This is a genomic window from Persephonella marina EX-H1, from assembly GCF_000021565.1.
Classification (GTDB): domain Bacteria; phylum Aquificota; class Aquificia; order Aquificales; family Hydrogenothermaceae; genus Persephonella; species Persephonella marina.
The window spans coordinates 1,587,608-1,606,400 of record NC_012440.1 but is presented as its reverse complement, the minus strand read 5'-3'; the positions used below and the strand labels follow the sequence as shown (position 1 = coordinate 1,606,400).

18 protein-coding genes are annotated in these 18,793 nt (G+C 36.7%); 14 read left to right on the top strand and 4 right to left on the bottom strand.

Annotated elements, in window-relative coordinates; genetic code table 11:
* The 6 genes from PERMA_RS08225 to PERMA_RS08200 are packed head-to-tail and all read left to right on the top strand — an operon-like array spanning position 1 to position 6,421.
* On the top strand, positions 1 to 435 hold the full coding sequence (locus tag PERMA_RS08225) for a Fur family transcriptional regulator (RefSeq protein ID WP_012675397.1): 435 nt from the start codon (positions 1 to 3) through the stop codon (positions 433 to 435).
* Positions 420 to 1,604 (top strand): TolC family protein, encoded by a 1,185-nt coding sequence (locus PERMA_RS08220; protein ID WP_041530923.1) that lies wholly within the window; start codon positions 420 to 422, stop codon positions 1,602 to 1,604. The genes PERMA_RS08225 and PERMA_RS08220 overlap by 16 nt, the downstream gene beginning before the upstream one ends.
* Positions 1,604 to 2,215: a molybdenum cofactor guanylyltransferase gene (gene mobA, locus PERMA_RS08215; RefSeq protein ID WP_012676223.1), complete on the top strand. Its 612-nt coding sequence runs from the start codon at positions 1,604 to 1,606 to the stop codon at positions 2,213 to 2,215. The genes PERMA_RS08220 and mobA overlap by 1 nt, the downstream gene beginning before the upstream one ends.
* The gene (locus tag PERMA_RS08210) at positions 2,209 to 4,086 is read left to right on the top strand and encodes a TonB-dependent receptor (RefSeq protein ID WP_187146664.1); all 1,878 of its coding nucleotides are present in this window, start codon (positions 2,209 to 2,211) and stop codon (positions 4,084 to 4,086) included. The genes mobA and PERMA_RS08210 overlap by 7 nt, the downstream gene beginning before the upstream one ends.
* On the top strand, positions 4,086 to 4,529 hold the full coding sequence (locus tag PERMA_RS08205) for a hypothetical protein (RefSeq protein WP_012676437.1): 444 nt from the start codon (positions 4,086 to 4,088) through the stop codon (positions 4,527 to 4,529). Before PERMA_RS08210 ends, PERMA_RS08205 begins: the two co-directional genes overlap by 1 nt.
* Positions 4,523 to 6,421, top strand: coding sequence for a putative bifunctional diguanylate cyclase/phosphodiesterase (locus PERMA_RS08200; protein ID WP_012676714.1), 1,899 nt, complete (start codon positions 4,523 to 4,525; stop codon positions 6,419 to 6,421). The genes PERMA_RS08205 and PERMA_RS08200 overlap by 7 nt, the downstream gene beginning before the upstream one ends.
* On the opposite strand, the gene PERMA_RS08195 is transcribed toward PERMA_RS08200, so the two are convergent.
* Genes PERMA_RS08195 through PERMA_RS08185 form a run of 3 tightly spaced genes read right to left on the bottom strand, consistent with a single transcriptional unit; the run spans position 6,422 to position 9,070 of the window.
* On the bottom strand, positions 6,422 to 7,729 hold the full coding sequence (locus PERMA_RS08195) for a M16 family metallopeptidase (RefSeq protein ID WP_041530921.1): 1,308 nt from the start codon (positions 7,727 to 7,729) through the stop codon (positions 6,422 to 6,424).
* Positions 7,719 to 8,510 carry a restriction endonuclease gene (locus PERMA_RS08190; RefSeq protein WP_012676086.1) on the bottom strand — a complete coding sequence of 264 codons (792 nt, stop codon included), beginning with the start codon at positions 8,508 to 8,510 and terminating at the stop codon, positions 7,719 to 7,721. The genes PERMA_RS08195 and PERMA_RS08190 overlap by 11 nt, the downstream gene beginning before the upstream one ends.
* A complete protein-coding gene (locus tag PERMA_RS08185) occupies positions 8,510 to 9,070 on the bottom strand; it encodes an O-acetyl-ADP-ribose deacetylase (RefSeq protein WP_041531141.1) in 561 nt (186 codons plus the stop codon). Before PERMA_RS08185 ends, PERMA_RS08190 begins: the two co-directional genes overlap by 1 nt.
* Positions 9,071 to 9,131: 61 nt before the next feature.
* Between PERMA_RS08185 and PERMA_RS08180 the strand changes: the two genes are divergently transcribed.
* From PERMA_RS08180 to PERMA_RS08155, 6 genes are read left to right on the top strand one after another with little or no spacing between them, the layout of a single operon-like run.
* Positions 9,132 to 10,394 (top strand): EAL and HDOD domain-containing protein, encoded by a 1,263-nt coding sequence (locus PERMA_RS08180; RefSeq protein WP_012676903.1) that lies wholly within the window; start codon positions 9,132 to 9,134, stop codon positions 10,392 to 10,394.
* A gap of 40 nt (positions 10,395 to 10,434) precedes the next feature.
* Entirely contained in the window at positions 10,435 to 11,520 is a 1,086-nt protein-coding gene (locus PERMA_RS08175) for an FAD-dependent thymidylate synthase (protein ID WP_012675770.1), read from the top strand.
* Positions 11,521 to 11,523: 3 nt separating this feature from the next.
* The gene (locus PERMA_RS08170) at positions 11,524 to 13,110 is read left to right on the top strand and encodes an ABC1 kinase family protein (protein WP_012676662.1); all 1,587 of its coding nucleotides are present in this window, start codon (positions 11,524 to 11,526) and stop codon (positions 13,108 to 13,110) included.
* A gap of 9 nt (positions 13,111 to 13,119) precedes the next feature.
* Positions 13,120 to 13,845 carry a 1-(5-phosphoribosyl)-5-[(5-phosphoribosylamino)methylideneamino]imidazole-4-carboxamide isomerase gene (gene hisA, locus PERMA_RS08165; RefSeq protein WP_012676575.1) on the top strand — a complete coding sequence of 242 codons (726 nt, stop codon included), beginning with the start codon at positions 13,120 to 13,122 and terminating at the stop codon, positions 13,843 to 13,845.
* 2 nt (positions 13,846 to 13,847) lie between these two features.
* Complete coding sequence (locus PERMA_RS08160; protein ID WP_012675451.1) at positions 13,848 to 14,222, top strand: RidA family protein; 375 nt, start codon at positions 13,848 to 13,850, stop codon at positions 14,220 to 14,222.
* Positions 14,223 to 14,242: 20 nt separating this feature from the next.
* Positions 14,243 to 15,571 carry an alpha/beta hydrolase gene (locus PERMA_RS08155; protein WP_015898859.1) on the top strand — a complete coding sequence of 443 codons (1,329 nt, stop codon included), beginning with the start codon at positions 14,243 to 14,245 and terminating at the stop codon, positions 15,569 to 15,571.
* Here the strand turns inward: PERMA_RS08155 and dcd are convergent.
* Positions 15,568 to 16,110 (bottom strand): dCTP deaminase, encoded by a 543-nt coding sequence (gene dcd, locus PERMA_RS08150; protein ID WP_012676099.1) that lies wholly within the window; start codon positions 16,108 to 16,110, stop codon positions 15,568 to 15,570. The genes PERMA_RS08155 and dcd overlap by 4 nt on opposite strands.
* Positions 16,111 to 16,211: 101 nt before the next feature.
* On the opposite strand from dcd, the gene PERMA_RS08145 reads away from it, so the two are divergent.
* A complete protein-coding gene (locus PERMA_RS08145; RefSeq protein WP_012676947.1) occupies positions 16,212 to 16,745 on the top strand; it encodes a YceD family protein in 534 nt (177 codons plus the stop codon).
* Positions 16,746 to 16,822: 77 nt separating this feature from the next.
* A complete protein-coding gene (locus PERMA_RS08140) occupies positions 16,823 to 18,784 on the top strand; it encodes a 2Fe-2S iron-sulfur cluster-binding protein (RefSeq protein ID WP_012675819.1) in 1,962 nt (653 codons plus the stop codon).
* Positions 18,785 to 18,793: the final 9 nt, after the last annotated feature.

Sequence of the window (18,793 nt, the reverse complement as noted above, 5' to 3'; positions counted from 1 at the left end):
ATGAAAAAATCAGAACTTTTGAAGGAATTTAAACATTACATCAAAAAGTCTGGTTTAAAGTACACTCCCCAGAGGGAAGCTATCTTCAGAAAGATAATTTCCACAAAAGGTCACTTTGAGATTGAGGATCTTATCCACAAGATCAAAACAAAGAATATGAGCGTATCCAGGGCAACAGTTTACAGAACACTCAACATTCTTAAAGAGATGGGTCTCGTTAACGAGGTTATCAAGTACGGAAACAAAACCATATATGAAGTGGCTCTCAAGGAACACCACGACCATCTCATATGTAAAAAATGTGGAAAGATTATAGAGTTTCATTCAGATGAGATTGAGAAACTACAGGATAAGATATGTAACAAGTATGATTTTAAACCTGAGTTCCACCGTTTAGAGATATTTGGAATATGTAAGGAATGCAGGCAAAAGTAGCCTTACTGCTTTTTTTTTGCGTGGCTTCCTTCAGTTATGGGGATAGTGTACAGGAGCTTATTGATAAGGCGAGAAAAAACAACCCTGAAATAAGGAAGATTGAAAAAGAGCTGAAGATACAGGAGAAAAAAGCAAAAGTAGCCAGAAAACTTTTTAACCCGTCTATCTCTCTCACATTTGGTGGGAGGGATGCCTTTGAAAAACCATATAGAGCTGTTACATTCAAAATCTCACAGAAAATCCCTTACCCAAAAAAATTAGATACCATCTACCAGATAGAGACAAAAAATTATGAGGAGAAATACTTTTTTCTCCTTTCAAAGAAAAATGAGATCATACAGAAGATATATGAATCTGTTTACAGACTATGGCTTATAAGGGAAAAGATAAAGATATACAAGAAGTATATTGAACTGACAGAAAAGATAAAGTCAGAGATAGAAGAAAATTTTAGCTACGGTGACAGATTAAAATTTTTAATAATAGTGGAAAATCTATATAAGGAAAAACAGAGTCTTCTCATAGATGAGAAGATAGAGTTCTCAAATATTGAGTCACTTATAAATGACACACTTAACGATATAAACATAAACCTGAAGATCGTAAATATAGATGTTACACCTGAAACGCTTCTTGAGGAGATGAAAGACAAAAGTCCACTGCTACAGAGCTACAGAAAAAGACTGGAAAGATTAAGTAAATCACTTAAACTCTCAAAGATGATCTACTATCCTGATCTTTCACTCTCACTCAGAACAACACCTGAAGACAGACTTCAGGACAGCTTTTCTGTAGGAATTGGGGTCAATATACCGATATGGAGAACTATAAGACAGGAACAGATCGTTTTAGAAGCCCAGCTGAAAAAGGTCTCCATAGAAGAAGAGATAAGATACATTGAGAATTTACTGAGGTACCAGCTTCTATCAAGCTATTACAGAATAAAGAAAAACAGGTATATTTACAATCTGATTAACAACTCTTTAAAGAGCAAACATGGTATGAATATTCAGATCTCAAAAATGGAGTTTTTAGAAGGTAAAAGAGATATATCTGATCTTATAATAGCAATCAGAGACTCATTGAACTCAGAGATTGAAGCTGTGGAGTCAATATACAACACAAATGTAGAGTATATAAATATAAAAGCCCTTCTTGGAGAGCTGTGATGATTACAGGAGTTGTTCTGGCAGGGGGAGAGAGTAAAAGAATGGGAAGGGATAAAGCTTTCCTGGAGCTGTGTGGTAAAACATTCCTCAGGCATATACTTGAGAAGTTAGATATATACTGTGACCAGATAATAATCTCTGGAAACAGGGAAAAAGACCTTTATATGAAGGAAACGTACGATCTTAAGGCTGATTTTGTCTTTGTAAAGGATATAGAACCTTACTCTGGTCCGCTGAACGGGATAATAAGCTGTATAGATCACATAAATCATGATCTTGTGTTTATATCAACCTGTGATACACCTTTACTGAAACCAGATATAATACCATTTCTAATAGATGAGATAGATGATTACGAAGCGGTTATCCCCGTAATAAAAGGGAAGTTTCAGCCTTTAAACACCGTTTACAGAAAGTCCGCATTACTCAAGGGAAGAGAAGCTTATCACGAAAAAGGTATTAGATCGCTTTATAGATGGATAAAATTAATCAGGCATAAAAAGATTTTTGAAGATAAAATATTAAACATAGATAGAGATCTATCATCTTACCTTAGTATAAACACCCCACAGCTTTATGAGGCTGTAAAAAGGAAAGTTAAAGAATGTTAAGAGTTACTGTTGTATTATGTTTGCTGGTGCTGTTTTTGACAGGACAGTCCTACAGTAATTCTATCACCGATATCCTTGAGGAGTACAGGGAGAAGTCAGAGCTATCAAAAAAAACAAAGCTTGAATCTGAAGGGCATCTCATAATTTTCACCAGAGAAGATCTTGAAAAGATGCAGGCTTACACACTTGAAGATGTTCTGAAGATAATCAGATTTTTTATCCTCCAGAAAAATATGCTCGGTGAAAATGTGATCGCTTACGCAACAATGTACCCTATAAACAATACAACAATAAGACTTTATATAAACGACCACGAGGTAAGTTCTGTATACAGAAGGACACCATTCCCGATATGGGGTGAGATCCCTTTAGATTTTGTAGATCATATAGAGATATACCAGGGCGAAAGTGCTATAAGGTTCAACAATGAAACGGCAGGTCTGATAATAAAGCTGTACACAAAACCACCGGAAAGGGAGAACGGTGGATACTTAGGAACATTCCTATCTTCAAGAAAGGGATACGGTATTAATTCCTATTACGGCAAGGAGCTGGACGATCACACATCCTTCTTCGTCTACACAGGTAAAAACTCAATAAGATGGAAGAAGTACAGAAACGAGTATAAAGATATAAGACAGGAAATCAGTAACTTCTTCACTTACACATACTTCAGATATAAAGATTTAGTATTTGAGTACTCAGGTATGTATAAGGATGCTGATCTATTCAGAGGTTTTTCTTACAGAGGAGCTCCGGATAAGGATGATTTTACAGGAAGACATAACTACATATCTCTAACATCAAAACATCTCGATGATAGATCACTCAAGCTGATACTTTTTTACGATGATATAAAATCCTATACCTACCAGGAGAGCTTTACTCCCCTTAATTTCATAATAGTTTCCAATCCAACAGAGTATGTGAAAGGATATGAGAACAGCACCTATGAAAAGAGATACGGTATTGAGGTGTACAAAAATTTCAGCAGACCAAACAATGAGCTTTTCTTAGGATTAAAGTACCAGAGAAGCTGGTATAAGATAGACGAGATCAGATACGGTGGAATCTCATTATTTACCCAGAACTCTGAAAATCTATACTCAATATTCGTTGAAAACAGCTATTACTTCTCTCCTGAAAATATGCTGATTGCCGGCATCAAATATGACAGATATGAGAGGAAAAAACAGTTTAGAGATATAAACGGCCTTACAGCAAGGGTAGGCATAATACTCTTTTCAAACCATTTTATATCTTTTAAAAGTTTTGCTTCCGTCTATTACACACCACCTGTATTCTTAGAGATCGTTACCCAACCTTCCCTCAGAAAACAGAGAAACAAGATATGGACTTCTGAGATAACATTTAAAGGAAAAAACCAGAAGTTTGGGATTGTAGGAGGTTATGCAATAACAAAAAACCAGATAGTCTTAAATCCGGTAACACTTGCATACTACAATGAAAATACAACACTCAGGTACAAGTTCATATCGTTTGATTACAGCATTAAAGCAGGCAAAAACACAAAAATAATTCTCAATTACTTTCTGGCAGATACAAATTTTGATGACGTTGAACTTGGCCCAGACCAGGGAGGTCATATTAAACTATTCTATACAAGAAACAGGTTTGATCTTTACACAGGACTTGTTTACAGAAAAGGTTACAGTGTATCAACCTACAGGATCAAAGATGGCTATGATCTGACCACAGCTTTAACTTTCCATATTGATGATAGTAAAGAGATATCTATAAAGGGTGATAACCTTTTAAATAAAGCGTTAAAAACACCAACCCTTATTGATAACTTCAAGTACTCAACGGTGGATAGACGGTTTACGATTATATTTAAATGGTTCTTTTAATGAAGAAGATTATACTGCTGTTACTGCTTATTATTACGGAAGTAGCGATAGCCTCTAAATACACAGGGGATAAGAGAGTAGAGGCGAGGATAATAGAGAAAATATGTACATTTGTTATGGATAAAAAAGATATAAATGTGTTCATAACAGACGGTATAAAGGATATGTTCAGACATTCCCATAATCTCAGAGTTATAGACAGCTGTGAAAAGGCTGATATTGTAATACTGACAAAGAAGTTCCCTGTAGAAAAATGTGGAAATAAGCCAATATTTACCACAAAATACTATCTTCTTAAATACAACCACAATGTTATAGGGGCCCTTTACTGGCATAAAGGAAGACCAAATATTATTCTTATCAGGGAAAGATTGGAAAGATTCAATATTACGCCACCGCAGGAACTTATCCAGTTTATAGAGAGTGAAAAAAACTTATGGTAGAGAGAAGCAGGAAGCATCTTCTCAATCTTTCTTACATGTTTATCTTTATCTTCCTGATCTTAGGTGGTTCATATATACTCATTCCGAAATTTGGAAAGATTATAGAGGACAGCATAATAAACGATGCTGTTATACCGGGGATTTCACAGCCTTTAAACAATCTGAGAAAAGCCATCCTCTTTAAATCTTCCGGACAGGACATAAAGTACATCTTCCAGAATCCTTCCTCAAGAAGGGAGATAGAGAAGATGTTCTCCCTTTTTCTTACACCTGATGTTAAGTATGCATACATTCTATACAGAGATAAAGATGGGAAGTTACGATACCTTTTAGATATATCACTTGAGGATAGGGGAAGATACTGGCAGAAGTTTGATATTTTTAATCCTGAATGGTACAAAGTTTTTGAGACAAAAAGGGATCTTATCATAAAACAGGAACTTATAGACTTTCTCTGGATCACCTACATAAAACCTATTGTTCAGAATAATGAGGTTAAAGGTCTCATTGTTCTTGATTTTTCTATAGAAAAGCTCCACGAGATAAAAAAGATTGTAAGGAAGATACAGAACGCTCTTCTTATAGGAATCTCCTTCGTTCTAGTATCTTTTATAGTATCGATCTACCAGTTTTTCAGGTATGAGAAAAAACTGAAAAAGATGTACTACGATCCCCTAACAGGGGCTTATAACAGACTTTTCCTTTATGAGAACTCTGATCTTTTCAAGTTCTACCCCTTTACAGTGTTCGTTATAGATATAGATCATTTTAAAAAGATAAACGATACCTACGGCCACGAGATAGGTGATTTTGTTCTTAAAGAGCTGACAAAAAGGATAAACAGATGTATCAGAGATAACGACATACTTATCAGATACGGAGGTGAGGAGTTCTTACTTCTAATTCGGGCAAACCCTGTATCACCAGAATACAAAAAGAACATCCTGAACCTGGCAAAAAGAATAAAAAATGAGATAGAGTTTTATCCCTTTGATATAGAAAATATAAAACTTAAGGTTACCGTATCCATAGGGATAAATTTCTACGAGCATGAAAAATCAATAGAGGAAGCTATAAAACATGCTGATATCGCACTTTACAGTGCAAAGCAGAAGGGGAGAAACAGGATAGAGGTGTACAACGTTGCCTTAAAGGTAAGTGAAAAGAATATAAACGTGATAAAAGAGGCTGTTGAGGAGAACAGGATTGTCTGCCATTATCAGCCTATTATAGACCTGAGTACAATAACAGCTGTAAAGTTTGAATCTCTGGTAAGGATCATCACAAAGGATGGGGAAGTTCTGTATCCAAATGAGTTTATACCACCAATTAAAAGAACTTACATCTATGTGGATATCACGAAAAAGATAATAGAGTTTAACAAAAAGATCCTCCAGAAGTATAAGGATGTTGAGATAAGTATAAATCTTTCCGCTATGGATATATACAACGAGGATATAATAAAACTCTTTGCTGATATGTTTGAGAAGGACGAGGCAAGTAGACTAACAATAGAGATACTTGAGTCTGAGGAGATAGAAAATTACGATGTTTTCAAAAAACAGCTAAGCAAACTCCAGTTTATCGGATGCAAAATAGCAATAGATGATTTTGGAGCAGGTTACTCAAACTTCAGCCATATAATAGAGTTAAACCCGGACTATCTTAAAATAGATGGAAGTCTGATACAGAAGATAGATGTTGATAACAAAGCTTATTCCATAGTAAAGGCTATCAAACATTTTGCAGATGACCTTAACATAAAGGTTGTTGCCGAGTATATAAACAACAGAGAGATTCTTGAAAAGATACTGAACACAGGTATATGCTACGGGCAGGGTTACTACCTTCAGCCTCCCATACCACCTGAAGAGTTAAAGAAATTCCTGTAATCACTCAGGTAAAAGCTGAACCTCTGTATAGTTGTTATCCTTCAGATAATTCCTTAAAAATCTATCAACATCCTCCTTCTTAACCTTCCTTATCCTCTCTGTGTAGTCAATATCGTAGTATATATCTCCAACAACGGAAGCTGCATAACCCAGAGACTCTGCATCATGTGTAACCTCTTCCCTCGCAAATATCTCCCTGTTTACTATTTTTTTCTTTGCATCTTCCACTACAGACAGATCAACACCATTTTTTCTGTACTCTTCCAGTATCCTGAATATCTCCCCTTTAACCTTATCAACTTTTTCTGGAGAGGTAACAAAGTAAAAAAGAAACTGACTCGTTCCTCTATGGGCTAAATAACCACCGTAAATAGCCTGAACAAGACCCTTCTCCTTTAACTCCTGATAAAGAACGGATGTTCTCCCACCAACAAGTATCTCCTCCAGAACTGTAGCTGTAAAGCTCTCATCACTTCCTACAGGAGGAGCATGCCAGCCTATCGCCACATAGGCTCTCGTTATCTGATCCTTCTTCAGTACCTTTTTTCTTATCTTTCTCTGAGGTTTTTCTAAAGGAACAGAAGGTGGTGTGTAATGCTTACCTTTAACAGAACCAAAAGTCTGTCTGACTTTGTTTATAACTTTATTCCTGTCAATATTTCCAACTATAACTATATAACTGTTTGATGGAACGTAATGTGAGTAAAAGTAATCTGTAACAAGTTTCCTATCAAATTTCTCTATTGTCTCTCTGTATCCTATAACAGGATGCTTATAGTTACTCACCTTATAGGCAAGTTTGTTGAAAGTATCCCATAGAAGGTTTTTAGGGTTATCAAGATGCCTGTTTAACTCCTCCAGAACAATAGGCTTCTCTTTTTTTATCATATCCTCAGCGAGAAGAGGAGCTGTCGTCATATAGTAAAGATACTGTAATCCCTCCTCCCAGAAAGGAGATGCTATCTCAATATGATAATAGGTAAAGTCATAACTTGTAGCCGCATTTATATTTCCACCTTTCTTCTCTATCTCCGCCTCAATCTCACCTGGCTCTGTATATTTAGTTCCATTGAAAAGCATATGTTCAAGGAAATGCGAAAGACCCCTTTCTTTATCATTTTCAAAAACAGAACCAACACCAAACCATACCTGAACAGCAACAGCCTTCGTATCCTCCCTTTCCTTAACAATAACAGTAGCACCGTTATCAAGCTTCTCTATATAAACACCATCCTTTTCAGTAAACGTTCCTGCTAAAGCTGTATAAACCATGATACACCCCACTAAAAAGATATATTTAATCCTCATTTTCTCCTCTTTTTTTCTTTATTTCTTTTATCTTCTCCTCAACTTCTTTTATCCACAGATCTCTTCTTATAACCTCATCATGCGTCTCTTTATAAAGTAGCTCATAGTTATGAAATTTAGTTCTGTTCTCATCATAATCATCAACAAGCCTGTAAGATGGGAAAAATCTGACAAGCTGGTTAAACTCAAATAGATTTATATCATAATTAAAAATTATCTCCTCTATCTCGTCGTCGAGAAACCTGTTTGTTAAGAGCCATACTCCGTCACAACGGTACTTTTCTTTACCTTTTATAAGCTCTTTTATATAATCCTCACCCAGTTTTTTCCTCTGCGTGTAATCAAGAAAATCAACACATATTCTTCTATTATCTGACAGCTCTACAATGATATCAATATTATGATCTTTATAAACAGGAGGTTCGTAAACCTTAAAACCAAGGAGCTGAAAGATTACCGTAAATATCCTCTCAAACTCAGTTCCTTTCAGATTTCTGAGAACCTCCTTTTCCTCTTCCGTCCATCTGTAGTTCGGTATATTTTTCCTTATCTTTTCAAACTCCTCCTCAACTTTCATCATCTTCTCTTTAAATTTCTCAGCCCTTTTAGTGTAAAGCTCCCTCTCTTTAATATACTTTTCCCTGTATGAGAGAAGATTAGGAATAAGCATCTTCTCTTCCTTGTGCTTTTCTTCCCTGTATCTAAAGTAGGCGTAAACACTTACTATAGACAGAATTATCCCCAGAATAACAAAATCCATAAAGTGAAGATCAAGTCCCATTACTTTACAAGCTCTTCAAGAGATTTTTTGTATATCTCATAAATATAGTCCGTAAATAAAACAAATCTCACTTCCTGAACTGTTCTGTCTTCCTTAAGGAAATCTATTGCTGTTTTCAAGGCTATCTTTGATGATTCCTCTACAGGGCATCTGTAGGCTCCCGTGCTTATAGAAGGGAATGCTATCGTTTTTATTCCTCTTTCCGATGCAAGCCTCAAACTGTTGTAATAGGCATCTTTTAACAGCCTTGCTTTATCCTCTGTAAGTTTTCCTGAAGAACATACAGGACCTACAGTATGTATAACGTATCTGGCTTTCAGGTTACCTCCTGATGTTATAACAGCCTTTCCTGTCGGAAGACCTTCAGGATATTCTGTCTCCCTTATCTTTTTACACTCCTCCAGTATAACAGGTCCTCCCTTAGAATGAATAGCACCATCAACCCCTCCACCACCCATAAGCGATGAGTTTGCAGCGTTAACTATAGCCTCCGTATCTTCCTCTGTAATATCACCTTTTTTTATAACCAGTTTTTTTCCAGAAATTTTTATCTTTTTCATCATTATTTACCTTAAAAATTTTTGATTTATAATTATAAACAAATAAGACGAGAATAATAAAATGATTGAAGACAGAGAAAGTTATGTATACTTGGGAAGACAGCCTATATTAGACAAAAACAAAAAAGTAATCGCCTATGAGTTACTCTACAGAACAAGTTATGAAGATTTTGCACGGATAGAAAACAGCAGATCAGCCACATCAAGGGTAATAGTAAATATATTTAACAATATAGGCATTCAGAATATCGCAGGGAATAAAAAGGTTTTTATAAACATAAGCAACGAGGTTATACAATCAAACATTCTGGAACTTATAAAACCTGAAAATATAGTTCTTGAAATACTTGAAGAGACAGCGGTAGACAACAGCATAATAGAAAAACTGACCTTATTGAAGAAAAAAGGTTACAGATTAGCACTTGACGACTTTCTACCTTCTCAGGACAATGTTAGACTCCTACATGTTGCTGATTACGTAAAGATAGACCTGATGAACACACCTGACGACCTTACCGAAAAAATAATAAGAGATATCAGAAAAAAATTCCCAAACATATATATCCTTGCTGAAAAGGTTGAGGACTACAGAGCTTTCCAGAAGGCTCTTAAACTTGATTTTGATCTTTTTCAGGGTTTTTTCTTTGCAAAACCCGTTATTATCACACACAAAAGGTTTGATCCTTTTGAGACAACACTGCTGGAGATACTTAAAGAACTGAACAAAGAAAATGTTGACCTTAAAAAGGTTGAACAGATAATGAAAAAGGATGTTAAGATCTGTTTTAACCTTTTAAAGTTTGTAAACTCAGCATTTTTCTCATTCAGAAAAGAGATAAAAACGATAACACATGCAATATCAATGATTGGAACAGATCAGCTTAAGATGTGGATCCTTCTGATGCTATATGCAGAAGCGAAATGTCCTATAGCGGATAATCCTCTGCTTGATCTGGCCCTTGTAAGGGCGAGGATGATGGAGATAACAGCTAAGAAGATAAGCATAGAAAAGGATTTTCCTGAGATGGCTTATCTTACAGGTATGTTATCCCTTATAGATGCACTTTTAGGACTTAACAAGGAGGAGATACTTAAAGATATAAAACTGAGCAAAAAGATAAAAGAAGCCCTGATTGAGGAGAAAAACGAGCTTGGTCTATTACTTAAAACAGCAGAAGCTATAGAGACAAGCTCATATGAACAGCTTAAATATCTCTGCAGAAAGTTAGGTGTATCCTTAAAGGATGTTCTCCACGCAGAGAGTGAAGGAATCAAGTATGCAGAGAATATAAAACAGCTAATGATGAGAAATATGAGCTGTTAATGGTATTATACTTAAGACAAAGAAAAGTAAGGAGTTTTTCATGGGACTTGAGGAGGTTTTCAGCTTAGAGGATTTTAAGGATTCCATCCCATTTACAGCTTTAGGAGCAAGAACATGCTACTCATCTGGAGATCTTGATTATCTTCTGAACGATCCAAGGATCGTATCAAAGGAAGAGAGAGCTAAATTTCTTTCAAAACTTGGAAACTACAAACATTTCTCCGTTTTTGCCCACTCTTTTGCATATAAAGATCTATCGGAACTTCCTGAGGATAAGCTGGACAGACTTCTTGAAGATAGTCTGAAAGATCTTCCAAAGTATGAAAAGGCGAGGATACTTGCATTAAAAATATCAGCAACAAACTTTAAATCACACTACAACCCAAAGTATCCAACTGTTATCGGTATATCACTCAGACATTACCTTGAGAGACTGCTTGATATAGATGAAAAGATCTACTTTGAGACATTCAACAAAATGGCTGAGTATGATATTCCCATTCAGCCTTTAGGAAAGGAGGACAATGTCACACTTATAGGAATGATAAAAGATTATGACGGGTACGCTGTTTTTTTCATAGACAATGTATCAAGAACGATGACACACCAGCTCGTCAGGCATACAGCTCTTAACTACTCCCAGAGAAGCCAGAGGTATGTAAAGGAAGATGAGAACAGTCTTGTTATTCCTCCCTCCGTTGAAAGTTCAGAGATAAAGATAAAATCAGTAACAGAGGAATTCCTTAAGATCATAGACAAAATCCTGAATGAGGTTTTAGGTGCGGACACAAAACAGGAGATAAAAGATGAGATAAGAACAAGAACAGACAGACTTTTAAGATCATTCTCCGATAAGGAGAGTATAAGCCTGAAAGAGCTGTTTACTCTCAATGATCAGCTTTCACAGATCGTCTACGATTTTGCTGTTTATAGGGGAAAGGTAAAAAGGGAGGATGCAAGATTCATACTTCCCCATGGTAGAAAAACAACAATAGTAGTTTCCGGAACCCTTTACTGGATAAAGGATTTTATAACAAAGAGAACAGACCCTCACGCCCAGTGGGAGATAAGGGATACAGCGATCAAGATGAAAAAACTACTTGAAAATCAGGGAATAGTATTTTGAAAGATGTTTAGAAAGAATATAAGGCTTTTAAAAAGATTTAAAGAGATCAGCACAACACTATCAAAACTTGGATTTTACAATGTTTATGAGTACTTCCAGCTTCTTTTCGGCCTTGAGATAGATGAAACAAAAAGACCAAAAAGGCTGAGAGAAGCCCTTGAAAAACTTGGACCTTCATTTATAAAGTTAGGACAGGTTCTCAGCACAAGGCCGGATCTTGTTCCACAGGAGGTTATAAAGGAGCTTATAAAACTCCAGGACAAAGTAGCCCCCATAGAATTTGAGACTATAGAAAAGATTCTTATAAGAAACTACGGTGAAGACCTGGACAGAATTTTCTCATATATTGATCCTGAACCTTTAGCCTCTGCATCAATCTCACAGGTTCACACAGGTTATCTCCAGACAGGTGAAAAAGTAGCGATAAAGATAAGGAGGCCAGGTTTAAAAGAGCTTATAAATCTTGATTCGGAGCTTATGCTCATACTTGTCAGATTCCTTGAGAGACACTCAAAAACTGTAAAAGAACTGAATCTCCCGGCTCTCATACACCAGTTTAAAAGAACAACATTAAGGGAAGCAAACCTCCTGATAGAGGCACAGAACATCCAGATTTTCAGAAAGAACTTTGAAAACTACCCCCAGTTCTATGTACCTAAATGTTACACATCCTTAACACACGAGGAGATACTTGTTACAGAGTTTATAGAGGGCATAAAGATATCAGAGACTGAGGAGCTTGTTAAAAGAGGTTTCTCACTGAAAAAGCTCTCTGAAGAGCTTACAGATGCTTACTTTAAGATGGTATTTGTTGATGGTATATACCATGCCGATCCCCATCCTGGAAATATCTTTGTAATGGATGACGGAAGGATATGTGCTGTAGATTACGGTATGATCTCAAGACTTCCAAAGGAGAAAAAAAGACTTTTTTATGACTATATAATCGCTGTAACAACACTTGATGTTAACCTTGCAATGCATTTTTATGAAGGTCTCAACATGATAACACCCAAAACAGACATTATGGAGTTAGAGCAGGATGTGGAAACATTCCTTGAGAAGTATTACAACAAACAGCTTGATGAGATAGATCTTAAAGAGATGGTTCTTGAGGTTATAGATATTGTTAGAAATAACCATCTAAGACTTCCTATGGAGATATCTTACCTTGGGAAAACAGCAATAAACCTTGAAGGAACTGTAAGATCACTCTACCCTGAGTTCAACCCAACAAAAAGGCTTAGAAAGTTTATAACACTATCAACAAAGGATTATATAAAGGAAAAGCTTTTAGAGCTGAAAACAGCAACAGAGCTTTATTACTACGGAATATTTAAACTTGAGAATATATACAGACTTCTGATAAGGGAAAGGCTAACATTCAGCATAATATTTAAAGATCTTGAGGAACTTCAGGAGTTTTACAGATTCCAGACACAGAAGATAGCTGTTGCCATAGTGTTTATAGGTCTTTTGATCTCATCTGGGATATTCTTTCTTGCAGGGAAAACCGCATTAGGAGATATAATACTGGTATTTGCCATTCTATTTGGCCTATTCTCACTTTATAAAATATTCAGATTTTAGGAGGTATTTATGGGATTAAGATCTTTTGTTATTCCTGCTGTTGATATCAAAGATGGAAAAGCTGTCAGACTTTACAAAGGAGACCCTGAGGCTGTAACGGTTTATGGTGATGATCCTGTATCTGTTGCAAAACAGTGGGAGGAGAAAGGAGCAAAACATCTCCATATTGTGGATTTAGATGGAGCATTTGAAGGAAAACCAAAGAATATTGACATAGTAAAAGATATAGTAAAAACTGTTTCCATCCCTGTTGAGTTTGGTGGAGGGTTGAGAAGCTTTGAAGCTGTAAAAAGTATTGTAGAAACAGGTGTGGAAAGGGTTGTTATAGGTAGCCTTGCATACCAGAACAGACAGGAGTTTGAAAGGATAGTATCGGCATATCCCGGAAAAGTTATTGTTGGGATAGATGCTAAAGATGGAAAAGTTGCAATAAAAGGATGGCTTGAAAAAACAGAGTATACCCCACTTGATTTTGCGAGGATGTTTGATGATTTGGATATATGGGGCTTTTTATACACTGATGTTAACAGGGACGGAGCTATGGTAGGCCCGAATATAGAGGGAACAAAATATCTTGCACAGAACCTCAAGCATCCCGTTATAGCCTCAGGTGGTGTCGGATCTGTTGAGGATCTAAAAAAACTTTATGATCTAAAAAAATACGGTGTTTACGGTGTTGTTGTAGGGAAAGCCCTTTACGAAGGTAAAATAAAACTTGAACAGCTGGAGGACTGAAAATGCAGATAATTGAGACAGAAAAGGCACCAAAAGCGATAGGCCCCTACTCACAGGCTGTAAAGTATGAAAGTCTTATATTCATTTCAGGTCAGATAGCTATAGATCCCCAGACAGAGGAGTTTATTGGTGGAGACATTGTAAAACAGACTGAACGGGTTATGGAAAATATAAAAGGTATTCTTGAAGAGGCTGGTCTTTCATTTGAACATGTAATAAAGACAACCATATATCTCAAAAACATTGATGACTTCCAGAAGGTTAACGAGGTTTATGGAAGGTACTTTAAAAATCATAAACCAGCAAGGGCTACAGTAGAGGTGAGTAACCTACCAAAGGGGGCCCTTATTGAGATTGAAGCTATAGCAGGAATATAAAGATAAATGGAGGGAAGGTCATGAGAAGATATCTTTTCTTGTTTTTCTTTTTAATTTCAGGTCTGTTCTTAGCTGGGTGTAAAAATGATACATATGTTGTTCCAAAACCTTTCATCCAGGCTGAGGAGATAGGAAGTCTTGATAAAGATACTGTAAACAGCTTCCTACAGGCATCAGGTATAGACACAACCGGTAAAACTATATTTGGTCTAAAGGCGTACAGGATAACCTACTGGACTTTAGACGACAATAATCAGAAGATAAAAGCCTCCGGGCTTCTTGTTATTCCCGACATTGACTCACTGGATCCAGCATTAAGAGGTCTTTACTCTTTCCCAATAATATCAGACCAGCACGGAACAATATTCTTAGACAGCGAAGCTCCAACAAACGCTTTTTCCTCAGATCTGGAGGCATTAAGAAATGGAGGAAAACCATCAAGTACAACATTCTCAACAGTTCTTCCATATACTGGACTTTTAGGTTTTGCAACTGTAATGCCTGACTATATAGGTTATGGAGAGTCTAAGGATCACTACCACACGTATATGCTTGAACAGTCCCTTGCAAACTCAGTTATAGACCTTATAAGAGCTGTTTTAGAGTTCTGTGAGAAAAACGGTTATCACATTAAAAGAGAGGTATATCTGGCAGGTTACTCTGAAGGTGGGTATGCAACTATGGCTGCTGCAAAGAAAATCCAGACATTTTACAGATATTTTGACCTGAAAGGTGTTGCTCCTATGGCCGGCGTTTACGATCTTGAAAAAATGGGAGCAGCCATTGTAACGGCACCTGCTCTAACATTTCCACCTTTCCCTGCATATGTTGTTTACGCATACTCCCAGACTTACGATTATATAAATCTCGCCGATCTCATACAGGACACTTTTATAAATCAGCTTCCATCATATTTTGATAAAACAAAGGATGGTAACACGATCTACGGTATGATGTTTGCTGCTGTAGGGAAAACACCAGGCAGTGACATATTTGAGGTTACTGACTTTTTTAAACCTGAAGCTGTTAACGATTATCTAACAAATGACAATAATCCATTCAAAGTAGCTCTCAGGGATAACAACGTTGATGACTGGGTTCCAAAGATGAAGATGGTTTTCATCCACTGTGGTGGAGACAATATACTTCCACAGGCTTTAGCATATGAGACCTACCAGAAGTTTGTACAGGCTGGAGCACCTGATGTCGAGTTTATAGACCCTGAAGTTGTTTACTCATCACTTGTAGGTCCAGACGGCTGGGATCACGCAGAGTGTGCACCTTACGCATACCAGATACTTATAGGCTGGCTGTGTGTTCAGGAGTATGGAGCTGACAGATGCAATTAATCTTTATCTAAGAATATACGGGAGGCCGTCGTGCCTCTCTGTCCCTGATATTTTCCTCTGTAAGGATTTTCTGCAGGTTCTTCCATCTTAGCAAAGACAAGCTGGCATATCCTCATACCTGGATAGATCTTTAAAGGTCTTGAGTTTGCATTGTAAAACTCAAGGGTTATATTTCCCTCAAAACCTGCATCAACCCATCCTGCATTCTCAATAAAAAGTCCAAGTCTGCCAAGTGATGATCTTCCCTCAACAAAAGCTGTAAGATAGTCCGGAAGCTTTATGTACTCCCTTGTTGTTGCAAGTATGAACTGTTTTGGCTGAATAATAAAACCCTCATCATCTGCAACAACCTTTTTAAGCTGGTTGTGAAGATCTGGATTTCTAACATCCAAAATCTCTATATCCTCAGGGTATATAAGAAAATCATTACCAAGTCTAAGATCTACTGAGGAAGGCTGTATCTGAACAGCATCTAGAGGATCTATAAGAAGCTCTTTACTCTCTATAAGCTCTCTGATTTTTCTGTCGTTCAGAATCATATATCTATGATACCATTTTTTCACAGCTTTTTCTTAAACTTGAATTAAAATTATTACTGCATAAATTTATGCCGAAAGTTTTGTTAAAAGAGGTGGTTAAAATGCCTGTATTCTTAAACCTTAAAAAAGAGCTTCAGAATGACCAGTTTATAGAGAAGGATTTTTCAGTGTCCTTCAAAAGCCTCTCTTTACCGGAGGAGTATAGCTCTGAAAAGGACAGCGTTGATGTTCATATGTATATAATAAAAGAGAAGGATGGTTACCTTGTATCACTTACAATAAACAGCGATATCAAGCTTGAGTGTGGAAGATGTCTTGAATCTTTTGTTATGGATCTAAAAGGTACAAGCTCAATATTCCTCTCAAAAAAGAAGCTTGACGGCGACTCTGAGCTTCACGAAGAGGATCTTATTGTTGAGTACCTTGAGGATGAGGAACATTTTAATGTGAGCGAGCTTTTAAGGGAGGAGATTCTTGTAAAAACACCTATGAAGCCTCTCTGTGATGAAGACTGTAAAGGTATATGTCCTGTATGCGGATCAAACAGAAACGAGAATCCATGCAACTGTGAACAGGAGATGGTGAGGGAAGAATCTCCATTCGCAAAACTTAAAACACTTCTTGAGAAAAAATAACTGAACTCCATTTGCCATAAATAGTAATACTGTATTATCATTTCTTATTGTTTACCATCTGTGACTGTGAGGAGTGTATGAAGAATGTAAAGGTTGTTATTGATGGAGTTCAGTTAGAGGTTCCTGAAAACACAACCGTTCTTGAAGCTGCAAAAAAGATAAACAAAATCATTCCAACATTCTGCTATCATCCTAAACTTCCTGTATATGGTGGATGCAGAATGTGTCTTGTCTACGATAAGAAATGGAAAACAACTATAATAGCCTGTGGAACAAAAGTATACGATGGTATGGAGATAGAGACCGAGAATGAAGAGGTAAAAAAGGACAGAAAGTTTATACTTGAGATGCTCTTTACAAGGCATCCTCTTGACTGTCCAGTATGTGATAAAGCAGGTGAGTGCGATCTCCAGAACTGGGGAACTTACTACGGTCCACAGATAAACAACACACCTTTCACACCTTTTGATAAGATAAGACCTGAGGAAGACTGGGAAAGTGATTACTTTGAGTTTATATCAAACAGATGTGTTCTGTGTCTGAGATGTGTATCCGTATGTAAGAATGTTGTTGGGGCAGACGCTCTATTCCAGGAAGAGAGAGGTTTTGAGACGGTTATATCACCTGATAAAAAGCCTATGGACACAGAGAGTAGATGTGAGTTCTGCGGTCTCTGTGTTGATATATGTCCTGTCGGGGCAATTATATTCAAACCTTTCAAATTTAAAACAAGGGCATGGCTATTAAAAGAGACAGTATCATACTGCGGTATGTGCAGCCTGAACTGTCCTGTTTCCATCGATCATGATGGAAGAAAGATATACAGGATAAGATCAACAGCAGACCTTGATATATGCTCAGGTGCGTATCTCGGCTATGATATATCAGATAAAAACAGACTTAAGGGAGGCCTTTTAAAAGGAAGCCATATACCGTTAGAAGAGGCTGTAGAGAAAACAGCCGGGATAATAAACAGCTCACCCCTTGAAACAGCCATAATAGTCTCACCTTACAGCGGAAATCACTCCCTTGAGGTAGTAAATAAAATAGCAGAAAGAGCAGGTGTAAAAGTCTCATCTTCAGTAACATTAACATTAATTCCTGTTCTTGATGGATTTGGAGAAACAGCAGGAAAGAAATATGAGATACCTGATGAGAAGGAGCTTATTGATGCGGAACTTGTAGTAATAGTTGGAAATGATATAACCGGTACAAATCCGGTTTTATCCTACTACTTCCACAAACTTAACTTTGAAGGTAAAGAGATAGGCAGAGACAAACAGATCATATACATAGGTGAGAAAGCGGAAAGAATAAATAAGTACTTCCCTCAGATTATACAGTCAGAAAATGAGAAGGCCTTAAAAAAACTTGAAGATATCAGTTTCAATAAAAAAACGGCTGTTATATACTCAACATCCTCATTAAAAGGGAAGAAAGCCTTTGAAGCAGGTAAAATACTTGGGAGAATATCAAAAAAAGATGATGTCTCTGTATTTATTATCCCACCTGAAAGAAACGCTTACGGTGTTTACCATAAAATAAAAAGACTCATATACCTTCCAGAGATATTTAAAGGTATTGAGGATGGAAAGATAAAAAATCTTGTTGTTATAGGTGAGGATCTTTTAGAACATATAGATGATGAGTATATGAATACTATACTTTCAAGGCTTGAAAATATAATAACCGTAACACCTTTTGAGGATGGCCTTGCATTATCCTCCCATATAGCATTAGGTTCCTCTCTCTGGATGGAAGAGGAGGAAGAGGTCTGTGGCATAAAAGGGGATGTAAAAACAAAGTCTTCAATAACCTCTATACAGGAAAAAGATGTTCTCAATATGATATACGAAAAACTCTCCTACACCCCCGTTGCAGTGAGAGATAAAGAGGAAGATACTGTATACTATGACTGTGAGTACTTCATCAATCCGGAAATTGAGATCTGGGACTTTGGATATTTTTCAAAGAGGTCTGATAACCTTATGAACTTAAAACTTAAAAATGCTCTGAAAGAAAGGATGATAAAAGAGTAGGAGGGATGC